The organism is Burkholderia sp. BCC1638, from assembly GCF_902833195.1.
GTDB lineage: Bacteria > Pseudomonadota > Gammaproteobacteria > Burkholderiales > Burkholderiaceae > Burkholderia > Burkholderia diffusa.
Map to the genome: position 1 here is coordinate 1 of NZ_CADFEC010000054.1, position 14,671 is coordinate 14,671.

The window sequence follows — 14,671 nt, forward strand, 5'->3', positions numbered from 1 at the left end:
AGCCCTCGTCACGCCAGAAATCGATTCGCATACGTTCTTCAGGTTGAAGTTGTTGGTACGTTCTCTTTGCCATTCGCGGACATTACCGGATGGCGAGAGTGTTGCACTTCAGATTTGAGGCCGCCCATTCTTTGGCGGACGTTGTTCTCTCATTGGGAAGAATCAGAAAGCATGACTGCGTCGTGAGTCGGCAAGTCCAAGGCTGCGTGGTGGCGCGGAACGTCGTTGGGGAATCCGCCGCAATTTGTGTCCGCGGCGCCGTGTAGTGGTCTAATGAACCCGGACACTGATTTAGGCGAGAATGCTCGCCATGAAGAGGTCTCTAATGACCAAGCGACGTAGTACGTTTTCCCCGGAGTTCAAACAGCAAGCCGCGTGTCTGGTGCTCGACCAGGGCTATAGCCATATGGAGGCGAGTCGCTCGGTCGGCGTCGGCGAGACGGTACTGCGCCGCTGGGTGCACCAGCTTCAAATGGAGCGTCAGGGTGTCACGCCGCAGGGCAAGGCAATCACGCCGGATCAGCAACGCATTCAGGAACTCGAGGCGCGTATCGAACGCCTCGAGCGTGAGAAGGCCATTTTAAAAAAGGCTACCGCGCTCTTGATGTCGGAAGGCATAGAACGTACGAAGTAATTGATCAGATCTGCGCAGGCGAATCAGTCGAACTGATGTGCGCGGTATTCGACGTATCGCGGTCCTGTCTGTATGCGTACCGGGAGCGTGCCCAGCGCGTAGATGCCGAGCGTATGGCGTTGCGCCACCGGGTGCACGAACTGTTCGTCGAGAGTCGAAGCTCTGCTGGCAGCCGCAGCATCATGGGCATGATGCGCGAGGAAGGCACGGCGATTGGCCGCTTCAAGGTAAGTCGCTTGATGGAAGAGCTGGGGTTGATCTGCAAGCAGCCCGGCAGCCATGCGTACAAGCAAGCTACGGTCGAGCGGATCGATATTCCGAACCATCTCAACCGTCAGTTCGAGGTTGATGCGCCGAATCAGGTCTGGTGTGGCGACATCACGTATGTCTGGGCGCAAGGCCGTTGGCATTACCTGGCCGCCGTACTTGATTTGTTCACGCGCCGAGTCGTCGGCTGGGCGTTCTCGACACGCCCGGATGCCGATCTGGTCGTGCAGGCGCTGGACATGGCCTATGAGCAGCGTGGTCGGCCACAAGGGTTGCTATTCCACTCGGATCAGGGCGGTCAGTATGCGAGTCGGAAATTCCGTCAGCGCCTGTGGCGCTATCGGATACAGCAGAGCATGAGCCGTCGCGGAAACTGTTGGGACAATTCTCCGATGGAGAGGCTGTTCCGCAGCTTCAAGACAGAATGGCTGCCGTCAGTGGGTTACATGTCGGCGCAGGAAGCACACCGGGATATCAGCCACTACCTGATGCATCGGTACAACTGGATACGGCCGCATCAGTTCAATGACGGACTGGCGCCGGCTGTTGCGGAAGAAAAACTTAACGCAGTGTCCGGGGTTGGTTGACCACTACACCGCGCGCGAATTTGCCTAACGAAAGCAAGTCGGTTCCGATCTCATGCACAACGTATCAGTCGGTAACCGGCATCCTCACGTCAGTCTGACTCTGCTCAGTCACAATTCTTTCAACACTATGGCGCACGCGTTTCGTAGGGTGTGTTCGTTGCGTCGAAAAGTCAATTGCATTTCCGCAAGCTTCATCGCACTTTTTTGGGGAGGAGGTCATTGTTGGGCGATGCTTTTTTTAGATTGCGTCAGTCGAAAAATGCATCAGCATTGCGCGACTCAAATTGGCTGCATACCTTTCACATCCCGGCGCGATCCCCGGTTCGATAAATCTACTAAAAAAGTTAGTGAATTGATTCATCAAAATTAGTTAACCGTCGATCGTTGGTAAGCGGTTGCAAGTATGGTTGTGAACGAACTGATAGGTATGACCATGGATCTCGACCGGTATGACGAAGATCGGCGCTGTAGGTGGAGGTGTCGTCTACACGGCAAATCTCATGCACACGCCGCGGATTGAACGCTAGCGCTCCGCAGCGCTATCACTCCGCTTTCGCCAAGAGAGGCTTGGTGGTGTTGGCATTCGCTATTGCGGAAGTCGTTTCTGGTTGCTGGTTGGTCTTACTTCAATAAATTTCTATTTTATTCAGCAAGCTGCGATGGCCGGAAGAAGTATTTTGCTGGCCTGTTTTGCATCAAACGTTGAGAGTAGTCATGAAGTCAAATTTCGGTATCGCGGGTGTACAAATGGCGGTCTCGGCATTCGAAAGCAATGTCGAGGTGATTGGCAATTATTTGCGCCACATCCGAACGCGCTTCCCCTGGGTGCGGATGGTGATGTTTTCGGAGTTGGCGCCTCTCGGTCCAAAGCACGACAGAGCTGAGCCGATACCCGGGCCTGCGGTAGCGCGCCTCTCGGAGCTCGCGCGTGAGACTGGCTTGTGGCTTATCCCTGGCTCGTTGTTCGAGCGCGTTGAAGGACCAGATGGTGCGGTGGTATACAACACGACGCCGGTGATCGACCCAAGCGGAGAAGTTGTCGCTTGCTTTCGCAAGCTGTTCCCATTCCGTCCATATGAGCGCGGTGTTGAGGGCGGCACCGAGTTTTGCGTATTCGATGTTCCAGACGCGGGGCGGATCGGCGTGTCGATCTGCTACGACATGTGGTTCCCGGAGACCACGCGCACGCTGGCCGCGATGGGAGCTGAGGTCATCTTACATCCGACGATGACGGATACGATCGACCGAGACGTCGAGCTCGCGATTGCGCGCGCATCTGCGGCACAGAACCAGGTGTATTTCTTCGACATCAATGGCGTCGGTGATGGTGGCGTCGGACGATCGATTGTCTGTGACCCGTCTGGCTATGTCCTGCATCAGGCCGACGGCGGCACTGAAATCATTCCAATCGCAGTCGATTTCGAGCGCGTGCGCCGCGAACGTGAATGCGGTTTGCGAAACCTCGGCCAGCCGCTGAAGAGTTTCCGCGACCGCAACTGCGACTTCCCGGTGTATCGGAAAGAGAGTCATGACTTTCCGTACCTTGGTACGTTGGGACCGTTGACGAAACCCGACTAAGCAAATCGGCGCGCCCGGCCGTGTGATGGGTACAAAGCCGGGCGATCCGCTCGCACACAAAAATTGAGCCAAGGAGAAGGAGACATGACAGCAGAGCAACCGTTGTCCCAGAACTGCGCGTCGCTCGGCCGCCATCGCAGCGTGTGGGAAGGGCGTGCCGACGGGTGGATCAATCTGGTCGACGACCTGAGCCGTCTCGCGATCCTGCCAGCGGATGATCCGGAGCGCGCGCTGCGTATGCAGAACGTGCGGCGAACTGTTGAACTGTTGACACCGATCGAAAGTTACTGGGCATTCCCGGGCGGCCGGGTGTTCGGTGAATTGCGTCACTGGATCGAGCGCGAGGAGATGGTTCGCGCACATCAGGCGGCGCGCCGTATTCACCGTGTGCTGGCTGCGCGCACATATCGTCACGACGCGAACACGCTAGACAGTGACAACGAGCTTCCTTCACAGATCGAGACCGACAGCGAACGCCAGGCACAACTCACGCGTCCTTATTTTGAGGTACTAATCGTTGACGAAATGTCAGCGAGCGAAGAGGAGGCTTTGCGCCGCCGCGTTCAACGAAAGCGTAGCCCAGACGACGATTTCATCTTCGACATCGTCGTCGTGCCGAGTTTCGAGGACGCGCTGATCGCAACACTCGTAAATTTTAACCTGCAGGCCGTTGTCATAAGGCATGGGTTCCCATTCCGCTCGGTCAATCACAACGACATGCTGCGCCGCTTTCTTGAGGGCCTCGATGAGAACATCGAGGCGATGCCTGAGTTTGAGCGCGGGCCATTGCTCGGCCGTCGGATTGCGCAGATCCGTCCAGAGCTCGACTTGTATCTCGTAACCGACGTGAGTGTCGAGGACATTGCGGCACGTGTCGGTGAAGTTTTCAAGCGGATCTTCTTCGGCGAGGAAGATCACATTGAGCTGTACAGCTCGATCATGAAAGGTGTCAGCGAACGCCACAAGACGCCTTTCTTCAATGCACTGCGCGACTACGCGAAGCAGCCGACTGGAGTGTTCCATGCGTTGCCGCTCGCGCGCGGAAAGGCAATCATGAACAGCAACTGGATCGGCGACTTGGCCCAGTTCTACGGGATGAACCTGTTCATGGCCGAGACTTCCGCGACGTCTGGCGGTCTTGACTCCTTGCTCGATCCGGTCGGTCCACTGAAGCTCGCGCAGGAGTATGCTGCGCGCGCGTTCGGGGCCCGCCGCACTTACTTCGCGACCAACGGCACGTCGACCTGCAACAAGATCGTCGTCCAAGCGCTCGTTCGACCGGACGATATCGTGCTCGTTGACCGGAATTGTCACAAGTCGCACCACTACGGACTAGTGCTCGCGGGTGCACAAGTCACGTACCTCGACTCCTATCCGCTCGACGTGTATTCAATGTATGGCGCGGTGCCGATCAGGCACATCAAGGAGACGCTGCTTTCCTTCCGCCGTGCGGGCACGCTTGACCGGGTACGGATGGTTTTGCTCACCAACTGTACGTTCGACGGAATCGTGTACGACGTCGAACGCGTGATGATGGAGTGCCTCGCGATCAAACCGGATCTCGTGTTCTTGTGGGACGAGGCATGGTTTGCGTTCGCGCGCTGTCATCCGATCTATCGGCAACGAACTGCGATGGCGAGCGCCGCAAAGCTCGCTGACAAGTTCAATGACCCTGAGTACGCGAAAAGTTATGAGGAGTTCGCGCTTACGATTGACTGGAGTGACGATGCACAGCTTCTCGACACGCGCTTGTTGCCCGACCCAACCCGCGCGCGGGTGCGTGTTTACGCGACGCATTCGACTCACAAGACGCTTACTGCATTACGCCAAGGCTCGATGATCCATGTGTGGGATCAGGATTTCAAGGACAAGGCCGAAGAGTCGTTCCACGAAGCCTACATGACCCACACTTCAACATCGCCGAATTACCAAATTCTCGCGTCGTTGGACGTCGGCCGTCGTCAGGTCGAGCTTGAGGGCTATGAGTTGATCCAGCGTCAGCTCGAGCTCGCAATGAGTCTGCGGGAACAGGTTAAGCAGCATCCGTTGTTGAGCCGCTACTTCCGCTTTCTGCGCGTCTCCGATGTAGTGCCGCCGGCCTATCGCGACTCTGGTGTCAATAGCTACTACGATGATGAGACAGGCTGGAATAACCTCGAGACAGCCTGGCGAACCGACGAGTTCGTGCTCGACCCGACACGTGCGACGCTCGTGATCGGTGCAACTGGGATGGACGGCGACACGTTCAAGAACAAGGAGTTGATGGACAAGTACGGTATCCAGATCAACAAGACTTCGCGCAATACCGTACTTTTCATGACGAATATCGGCTCAACCCGCTCGGCCATTGCATACCTGATTGAGGTACTTGCAAAGATCGCGCGCGACGTCGACGCACGCGTGTCTGATATGAGCACGATCGAGCGCCGGACCCATGAAAAGCGCGTGCGGTCGTTGACTCTCGAGCAACCGCCTCTGCCCGATTTCTCGAGCTTCCACTTCGCGTTCCGCGGTCGCAGCATCGAAAGCCGTGCGGAGACGCGCGACGGCGACATTCGAAGTGCGTTCTTCCTGTCGTACGACGATGCGAACTGCGAGTACATCGACATGAACGAGGCAGCTCGCGCGATCGCCACCGGCCGTGATCTTGTGTCCGCACTGTTCGTGATCCCCTATCCGCCGGGCTTCCCGATCCTCGTGCCAGGCCAGGTGATTAGTGCCGGGATCCTCCAGTTTATGGCGGCACTCGATGTGCGCGAGATCCACGGCTTCCGTCCAGAGTTGGGCTTCCGGATCTTCAGTCAGGACGCTCTTGATCGCGCGGTACAGGGCACCGCTTCGCGCGTCGCTATCGCGCTTTCGGACCGAGTGGCGCAGAGGCAGTCGGGCGACGCACCCGCGGACACTGAGGTAGAGCAGATCGCCGGATTCACCACTGTCAAAGACGACGTATCCAGGAGCCAAAATTGAGCGATAAAGTTAAGAGTGTTTCCGATCTGTTGCTGATGTTCCACCGCAACGAGCGACCGATCTACTTCATTAGCGCGACCAACTTCAACCTGCTTGGCATCGACAGGTGGGTGAACCGCTTTATGTACATCAACTACATCGACTGCTTCGATGGGCGTCATCCGAACGTGTTTGTTCCTAGTGAGTCACCGCACGACGAGTTTCAGTCGATTGAGGACATCAACAACTATCTTTTGTCTCACAAGGAAGTGATCGACCTGGTCGAGCGTCGCGGTGGCCGGCCTGTCGCGACATTCCTCATGTTTGACGAGAAGACGGAAGCCCTCGCGGAAGAAATCGGCATGGATGTCTGGTTCCCGCCGGCCGCGCTTCGCACCCGATGTGACAACAAGATGGAAACCGTTCGGATCGGAAACAAGGCTGGTGTTTACTCCGTACCGAATGCGCTCGAGAAGGTCGACAGTTACGCTCATCTGATGCAGATTGCGGAGCGCAGTGGACTCGGCCGGGATCTTGTCGTGCAGTCCGCATTTGGCGACTCCGGACATACGACGTTCTTCATTGCGTCCGAGGACGATTTCAATAAGCACAAGGATGAAATCGTCAACGACCCCGAAGTCAAGATTATGAAGCGAATCAATTGCCGCGGGGCCACACTTGAAGCATGCGCAACGCAGTCCGGGACCCTCGTCGGGCCACTGCTGACCGAGGTAGTCGGCGCGCGCGAGTTGACGCCATACAAGGGAGGCTGGTGCGGCAATGAGGTGTTCCCGGGTGCATTCACGGAGGAGGTGCGCGCGAAGGCGCGCGCGATGGCCGAGAAGTTCGGCGATCAGTTGCTGAACGAAGGCTATCGCGGCTATTTCGACCTTGATTTCCTGATCGACGTCGATTCCGGCGAGGTCTATCTGGGCGAATTGAATCCGCGCATTTGCGGCGCGAGCCCGATGACGAATCATGCAGCGTTCGCGTACGCAGACGCACCGCTCTTCCTTTTTCACCTGCTTGAGTTCTCGGGAGTGCCATTTGACCTGAACGTGAAGGAGATCAACGAGCGCTGGGCGCAGGCACACTTCATCGATTCGTGGTCGCAGGTCGTGCTGAAGTACACCGACGACAACGTCGACCAGGTCACACACGCGCCGGCGACCGGTATTTACCGGATGGCCGACGACGGTAGCGTTTCGTATCATCGATTCGACTGCCACCGGCGTGCGATCGACACGGAGCGCGAGGCATTCTTCATGCGAATTGCAGGTCCTGGCGACTATCGCTATGAGGGAGCAGATCTTGGAATTTTGATCACGCGTGGGCGATCGATGGACGACAACTTCAGGCTCAACATTCGTGCACGTGACTGGGTGCGTGGACTGAAGCAGTACTACGCGGGTAAGCCGATTGTTGCCTCGCAACCTGAGGCGGTGCCCGCACCCGGCTCGTTCAAGATTCTCTGAGGGTCACCATGCCGATCAGTCTGCAGTTCCAGGCCGTCGTCGAGGATGTTCCCGGCGAGAAGTGGCGCGCCCTGTTCGAACGAGCCTGGCCGAGCTACCGTGCTTGGTTTCTTCGAAGTGGCGTGGCCGGCCGCCCGAGCTACCTCGAATCCCGACGTGCTCTGCGCACGCATATGCCTGAACTCGTGCCAACGTGGGAGCGTCTCGTTGAGCTCATCGGCGGCGGTGACGTCGAGGCGCGTTTCCTGTCCCTGTGGTGTCCGCCGCCGTATATCGCGGGTTGCTCGCAGGCGGTTTGGATCGATCCTGGCGGCCACGAGGAGCCGATGCTGCTGCGCAACTATGACTTCGCACCTGCGTTGCTCGAAGGAAACTGGCTCGCGACACGCTGGGTCGGCTCGCGAGTTGCTGCGATGGGTGACTGCTTGTGGGGCGCGCTCGACGGGGTGAACGACAACGGGCTTGCGGCGTCGCTGTCGTTCGGCGGGCGCACCGTGTCCGGAACCGGCTTCGGAATTCCGCTGGTGCTGCGGTACGTGCTGGAAACCGCGAGGACGACCGCTGAAGCGGTGGCGATACTTCAACGTGTGCCAGTACATATGAGTTACAGCGTCACGCTACTCGACTCTAAAGCGGACTGGGCGACGGTGTTTGTCAATCCCGACCGACCGACCGAGGTTACGCGCCGCTATGCCGTGACCAACTTCCAGAACTCGGTCGAATGGCCGGAGCATGCGCGGGCGACTCACTCGCGTGATCGGCTCGCTGCTCTTCAGCTTCAGGTTGTTCAGCCTGGCCCAGCACAGCAGGCGATCAATGTCTTGCTGCAAGAACCACTGTATCAAAACGCGTGGCAGCGAGGATACGGAACTCTTTACTCGGCAGTCTATCGACCCATGTCACGAAGAGCCGAGCTGTGGTGGCCGGAAGAATGCTGGGATCAGTCCCTGCATTCTTTCGAAGAAGGGAGTCGGCAGGTAATTCTTCAAGATCGGAATCGGTTTTAACAGCGGAATAGAGGTGGATGAGCCGAACGCCTCGCGCCTCGGTGGTTCATCACTCAACACAGATTTGGAGCATGGAGACATTAAGATGAGAAAGAAGAAATCTTCAGCGGTATGGATTCTGATCGCGATGTTGATCGGCATTGCGATTGGCTACATGATCTATACGGAGTTTCCCGATAAGAAGGTGTCGACGGAAATCGCCAGCTATATTTCACTCGTGTCCGATGTCTTTCTGCGGCTGATCAAGATGATTATCGGCCCGCTCGTATTCTCGACGCTCGTCGTTGGGATCGCGCATATGGGGGACGCATCGTCGGTCGGGCGGGTTTTTGTGAAGGCGTTCGCCTGGTTCATCACGGCATCGGTAACGTCGTTGTTGCTTGGCCTTCTGATGTCGAATCTGCTCCAGCCCGGCCTGAACCTTGGTTTACCGTTGCCCGACATCGGCGCGTCGGTAAACCTTGCGACGTCGAAGTTCACACTTAAGGATTTCGTCGGACATATGGTGCCGCGCTCATTTGCCGAAGCACTGGCAAACAACGAGATCCTCCAGATCGTCGTGTTCTCCATGTTTTTCGGTGTCGCACTCGCGGCGCTCGGAGAGAAGGCAAAGGTTCTTGTCGCTGCGATCGACCAGCTTTCGCATGCGATGCTGAAGATCACCGGCTACGTGATGAAACTCGCACCGCTCGCGGTTCTTGCTGCAATGGCATCGACTGTCGCAGTGAACGGGTTGTCGATCCTGTTGAAGTTTGCGGTGTTCATGAGCGATTTCTACCTTAGCCTCTTCTTGTTGTGGGGACTCCTAGCGTTTGCGGGCTTCGTTTTCCTTGGGCCGCGCGTACTGAAGCTGCTCGTACTGATCAGGGAGGCGTTCATGCTGTCGTTCGCGACTGCAAGTTCGGAGGCCGCATATCCAAAGATTCTCGATGCACTTGACCGCTTCGGCGTTAATCGGAAGATTTCGAGCTTCGTGATGCCGATGGGATACTCGTTTAACCTTGACGGCTCGATGATGTACTGCACGTTTGCGACTCTCTTTATCGCGCAGGCGTACAACATTCATCTGTCGCTTGGCACGCAGATCACGATGCTGCTTGTACTGATGCTGACATCGAAGGGGATGGCCGGGGTGCCGCGGGCGTCACTCGTTGTTATCGCCGCAACGCTCACCCAGTTCCAGCTGCCGGAGGCGGGTCTCTTGCTTATCCTCGGCGTCGATACGTTCCTCGACATGGGCCGCTCTGCGACTAACGCCGTAGGTAACTCGATCGCGAGCGCAGTTGTCGCAATGTGGGAGGGCGCACTGTTGTCGGAGACCGATGCGAACGTGAATGCGGCACGTCTCGATGCCGAAGTCAGGGCGACGCTTGCACACCCTGCTGATGCTTGACAGGAGCCGCGTGATGAAGATTCCGAGGTTCTGGGGGGCTCTCGTCGTCGCTGGCCTATTCGCCGCGTCCGCGGCGGCGAATGCACAGGATGCGGCCGACCTATCTTCGGCGGCGCCACCGGTTACGTTATCGGGCACCCTTGAGAAGGTGCGCGACAGCGGAACGATCACGCTTGGCTACCGCGACTCGTCGGTGCCGTTCTCGTTCATCAACACACGCAACGAGCCGATTGGATATTCGATCGAGTTGTGCAAAGCGCTCGTGTCCGCGATCGAGGATTCGATCAATAGGAGCGTGTCCATTCGCTGGGTGCCGGTCACAGCTGACAACCGGATCGATCAAGTTGTCAACGGTCAGGTTGACCTCGAGTGCGGATCCACGACGAGAAGCCTTGAGCGCCAGAAGCGTGTCGCGTTTTCGCCGATCATCTACGTTTCCGGCACGAAGGTGATGGTGAAGGCGGGGGCGTCGATTCGCTCGTTCCGCGACCTCGCGGGTAAGCAGGTCGCGGTGACAGCCGGCACGACCAACGAGAAGGCGCTGCGCGATCTCGACCAGAAATTCAACCTTGGGATGCAGTTGGTGGTGGTACGTGAACACAAGGAAGGTTTCGAAGCGGTTGCGAGCGGGCAAGTGGATGCGTTTGCAACGGACGAGGCGTTGCTTTACGGTTTGATCGCACAGGATGCGGGCAGGCACGGGCAATTCCAAGTCGTTGGCGACTATCTTTCTTATGAACCGTATGGGATTATGTTCCGGAGTGGTGACCCATTGCTCGCGCAGGTCGTAAAGACTACATTCGAGGAACTGGCAGCGGACGGAGAGATCGAGCGTCAGTACAAGCGCTGGTTCCTTCGGAAACTGCCGACCGGGACGAGTTTGAACCTACCAATGAGTACACATCTGAGGATAATTATTCAAACGATGGGTGCGAAGACGGAGTGAGTGGCAATCTTGGCGTCAGCGACCCGGCGCCATTGAGGGCCGGGTCGTTTCGGAGGTGCGAGTGGCCGAAAGTGATGCGTGCGCGTGTCCGAAATACACCGCGCATCGAGCGTGTATTTGAAGAGGTGGGGCAGGCAACATACCGCGGAACGACGTCCAGTCCAATATGCCCCGCTCCCTGTTTTCCGTCGCCGAACATAGGTCAGCTTTGACCTGAGAGTAAACGTTCTTCGGCTGACCTACAACGTGTGTTTCCCGTCTTACCCCGCTGCACCTGCCGCAAGCGAAACGACGTAGCGAAGCAAGTCGTCAACGCGTCCTTCCGACACTAATTGTTCAGCAGTCTTGTAGTCGAAGATCGGCAACGGCTCATTTTGATACCAGAAGAGTGCGCTCTGTACATCCCCGGCGATATCGTTCGAGGCTCGAATGATCCGGATGGCATCCCGAATACTTTTGCACGCTTTCGTAGCCCGCCAGGCGGCTCACGGTATTGAGATTGACATGGGCCAGCCGTGCGAGCGTTTGCATATCGATATGCAAGGCGGCTGCAAAGCGTCGTGCCGAAACGATCGGCGCGGCGATCTCCGGGGCCCTCAAGGGCCATGAACTGGTCGAAGCCGTTGGGCGGTGTTGAACCGTAGCTGTCTCGCTGTTGTCGTATTGAAGGCGCTTAGCCGCCCGTTCACGTTTGAAGCTCGTCCGCGCAAACTTGGTGCGAAATCGATGCTTCGCGCGGCACGCCGAACCCGGTGTAGCATGCAGTTGCATCCCGAGCGCTTTGCTCGGCATCAAGGGGATTGCCAGATGACATCGGCTCCCGCAATCGCGTGAATCATGTGGAGAAATGACGTGACCGTCACGAAGCGCTGGATCATGGAGATTCAGGACGCCCCTGATGGGAGTGGCGACGGTGTTCTGCAACTTCCTGATGATCTCTGGAGCGAATTGTCGAGCCAGGGGTGGCAAGCTGGAGACGTACTCGAGGTAGATCTGGTCACCGTACCCGGTGTGGCCGGGATTCGAAATCGCTACGCTGAGTGTCGTCGAATTTCCGCGCCTGGAAAGTCAGTCTCTAATGGCCCACCGAAGAGTGAGGATGGTCATGAACGGTGACTACGATGTGTGGCCTACCGATTTGTCGTTCCGTGGAATCCCTATCGAGTTGAAGGTTGAGAAATCGGCGCTTTTCGCTCTAGAGGATGGCCGACGCTTTACTAGTCAGACTGCATCCTATGCAGTGGCGAAGGGCAAAAAGACTGCGGTGCTCTGCGTGCTGGATTGCAGCCCAAAGAACGGGCCGCCACGTGATCCTGCGCAGTTGGTGGGCCTTCAATTTGTGGAAAATGGTGTTCAGGTCTGCGTACGGATCATCCAGGGAAATTTGCAGAAACCGAGCACTCTCTCGCGCGGTCCGAGGTGCTAATAAGATGCGGAGTCAGAAAGCACTCGAGGATGTCATTAGGTCAGACGAGCTTGTCTGGCTGCGGGAGTTCGTCGACGGAATAGAACATCTATCAGTATTGGCGCCCTTGTTTCAGATTAATTTGATCATAGATGCAAACATCATCCTCGGAGAGCTAAGGTGGGTAAGTAAGCGACGACGCAATGAAAGCGCACGAAGCGAATTACTTGAGGTCTTGGAAGTCGAAACAGTCCTTGCCTATGCACCAACGTTTCTCGTAGAAGAGGTAACCGAGCATCTCCCTGATCTCGTTAAGCAAGGGTGCGACGCGGAAAAGCTGATCGTCCATTGGGCGCGCTTAAGGGCATTGATCAAGTTTGTCGACGTGGGTGGCATACCGGAAAATGGGAGTGACTATCTCGATCCCAACGATGTACCGTATCTGCGTCTGCAACAGAAGATCTCTGCGCGAATTCTGTCTCGTGACAAGGATATTGAAGCAATGGAGGGGCAAACCGTCCCAATTGAGATTCTTGGGGCCCTGCGAAACTATGCTCGTAGATCTGCCGTTCAGTTGACGTTTCAGGTTGGTGGTTACAGCATCACGGGAGTATCTTTGCGCGTGTTCCTGGCGATCATCCAAGATACCTTTCCTAAAGTGAAGAAAGCGGCCTCTCGATTGCCGAAGGAATTCTGGTATGCCGCCGCTGCATGTATGTGCGTCGCGCTTATCCATCCGACTTCACGACAGTGGATGTCGGCGCGGGTATCCGAAATGCGTAAGCGTATTGAACCATCAGTTGGTGGTGCACTTGACGTTGCGATGACGCTATTCACTGAGTATGGCTATAGGCGGGTCCTGACAGATGAGGCGCTGGTATCTGTTTACGAACTGCTGCGAAGGAACGTCTCCGATTCACCGTCGGCTTGATTTGCTGTGACGCTCGAGGTTGGCTATTCCGGAAGGGTGAGGTGGCGAGAGTTACGGATCGGTGTCCCGTCGCAGTTCTTGGACGATAGACAACTTTCGCCTCAAAGCGCGGATGCCGACAATAAGAAGATCTCGGCAAAAAGAGAGGCGTCAGGATTACGGCTTAGCCTTTGTATCGACTGCCACAATCGACACAGTCCCTCTCACAACCACGAGTTTCTCACGCGGCGTCTCCACTTTCTCGGTCGCTGGCGCAGGCTTTGGGGTCAGTGAAGTCGAGCCCGACCGCGCGGTCGCGGCACCGACACGAACCTCGCCCGGCTTCGTCGTTCCGAGCGAACCACTTCGACTGGTGTTAGTAATCATTGCTGTACCCCACATTGCGGTGAATGAAGTCAGGCTCGTTGAGCATCTTCAGTCGATTGTTCCGCGTTATGACACCAATATGGGTCCTGCCGCCGACTGTTGCCACACCTCTTACGAACTTGGCCCTTCCTGATTGGAGATTAACCAAATACGAGACCAAGTCAATCGCATCCTGCATCGGTGAATTCGCGAAGTCGATGTCGAGTCGGAACTCGTCGTCTGGTAACGCGATGGTGGGCTTCGCTACGAACTCCGTATCAATTTCGTCCGGGAGTCTGTCGAGGCCCATGGTATCGATGAGTTGCGCCACGATCTGCGCGGTCTTCGCCTTCGATTCTTCATAAAAGCGGTCGATTGTATCGTTAACCGCCAGCATGATCCTTGATCTCAACTGGCTGTCTATACCAAACAGCAGTCTTTCAACGCCGTCTGCCTGTCCAGCCCAGATGAGGCCGCATCGTCCGTCCCCATAAATTAGCGTGCAGGTATTGTCTTTCACCTTGATGCGGAAGGAGGAGGGAAACGCAGACGTTGCGTCATATCCGCCAACGAGAAACTCCAGCTCGGGTTGATACCCTGGAGGCAGTGAGTACGCTTCCATGTCGCGCTCGTACAACTGACGCATATGATGAAGAAACGCTTCAGCTACACCAGCCACGGTTTCCGCAGCATCCCCACGACTGAGGAAGTCGTCAGCATGAGAGTGAATGGTGGACCCGGCCAAGGTTGCCAAGCCAGATGTGACTGCGGCTGCTTCTACCCCGCCGTGTGAGATAGAGAACATCTTCGTTACGCCGCCAAACGCGTTTGTGACAACGGGTTGAAGACCATCGAGTGGAAATCTTGCGATCACCAGACCGTTTTCGTCGACGACCGGCGCGCCGTCGGCATCGCGCTCAATGAAGTCCCACGGGCGCAAGAGGTAATCGGTCGTGCTACTTAGACTATCGCAACCGAGAATGACAGCTTCGCTGGTTGCGAGCGCGATATTGATCGTCATTCGCCTCCCGTTACTATCTTCGTGCCCCGATAATCGGGGCTTTGGCCAGCCAGGCCCGGCATGATTCTCGCCCCCAGTCGCAGTCATGATCCGGGGGGTGTTGTCACCGGGCCTGGTGGGTGGCTGGTGATCG

At 56.8% G+C, this 14,671-nt stretch carries 10 protein-coding genes and 1 pseudogene; 9 read left to right on the forward strand and 2 right to left on the reverse strand.

From position 1 onward, the window contains the following. The first annotated feature begins 325 nt into the window (after positions 1 to 325). From HWX22_RS30635 to HWX22_RS30665, 7 genes are all read left to right on the forward strand, one after another. Positions 326 to 1,488, forward strand: a protein-coding gene (locus HWX22_RS30635; protein ID WP_175912554.1) for an IS3 family transposase whose coding sequence is annotated in 2 segments (ribosomal slippage) — positions 326 to 581 and positions 581 to 1,488 — 1,164 coding nt in all. Because the reading frame shifts where the segments join, the coding sequence is not laid out codon by codon here. Between the two features lie 714 nt (positions 1,489 to 2,202). Beyond that, complete coding sequence (locus HWX22_RS30640; protein ID WP_175889149.1) at positions 2,203 to 3,066, forward strand: carbon-nitrogen hydrolase family protein; 864 nt, start codon at positions 2,203 to 2,205, stop codon at positions 3,064 to 3,066. Between the two features lie 84 nt (positions 3,067 to 3,150). Further along, positions 3,151 to 6,036, forward strand: a complete 2,886-nt coding sequence (locus HWX22_RS30645) for an aminotransferase class I/II-fold pyridoxal phosphate-dependent enzyme (protein WP_175889148.1) — start codon at positions 3,151 to 3,153, stop codon at positions 6,034 to 6,036. Beyond that, positions 6,033 to 7,490: a biotin carboxylase gene (locus HWX22_RS30650; RefSeq protein WP_244114830.1), complete on the forward strand. Its 1,458-nt coding sequence runs from the start codon at positions 6,033 to 6,035 to the stop codon at positions 7,488 to 7,490. The genes HWX22_RS30645 and HWX22_RS30650 overlap by 4 nt, the downstream gene beginning before the upstream one ends. An 8-nt stretch (positions 7,491 to 7,498) precedes the next feature. Further along, a complete protein-coding gene (locus tag HWX22_RS30655; RefSeq protein WP_175889147.1) occupies positions 7,499 to 8,497 on the forward strand; it encodes a C45 family peptidase in 999 nt (332 codons plus the stop codon). Positions 8,498 to 8,582: 85 nt separating this feature from the next. Beyond that, positions 8,583 to 9,890, forward strand: coding sequence for a dicarboxylate/amino acid:cation symporter (locus HWX22_RS30660; RefSeq protein WP_175912556.1), 1,308 nt, complete (start codon positions 8,583 to 8,585; stop codon positions 9,888 to 9,890). A 13-nt stretch (positions 9,891 to 9,903) separates the two neighbouring features. Then, on the forward strand, positions 9,904 to 10,836 hold the full coding sequence (locus HWX22_RS30665) for an amino acid ABC transporter substrate-binding protein (RefSeq protein ID WP_175889145.1): 933 nt from the start codon (positions 9,904 to 9,906) through the stop codon (positions 10,834 to 10,836). 260 nt (positions 10,837 to 11,096) lie between these two features. Here HWX22_RS30665 and HWX22_RS30670 read toward each other — a convergent pair. Beyond that, positions 11,097 to 11,443, reverse strand: a pseudogene (locus HWX22_RS30670) (DUF2384 domain-containing protein). Positions 11,444 to 11,688: 245 nt separating this feature from the next. On the opposite strand from HWX22_RS30670, the gene HWX22_RS31830 reads away from it, so the two are divergent. Beyond that, entirely contained in the window at positions 11,689 to 11,952 is a 264-nt protein-coding gene (locus tag HWX22_RS31830) for a hypothetical protein (RefSeq protein ID WP_175889144.1), read from the forward strand. A 314-nt stretch (positions 11,953 to 12,266) separates the two neighbouring features. After that, positions 12,267 to 13,172, forward strand: a complete 906-nt coding sequence (locus HWX22_RS30675) for a PIN domain-containing protein (protein WP_175889143.1) — start codon at positions 12,267 to 12,269, stop codon at positions 13,170 to 13,172. A 355-nt stretch (positions 13,173 to 13,527) separates the two neighbouring features. Here HWX22_RS30675 and HWX22_RS30680 read toward each other — a convergent pair whose 3' ends face one another. Beyond that, positions 13,528 to 14,538 carry a hypothetical protein gene (locus tag HWX22_RS30680; RefSeq protein ID WP_175889142.1) on the reverse strand — a complete coding sequence of 337 codons (1,011 nt, stop codon included), beginning with the start codon at positions 14,536 to 14,538 and terminating at the stop codon, positions 13,528 to 13,530. Positions 14,539 to 14,671: the final 133 nt, after the last annotated feature.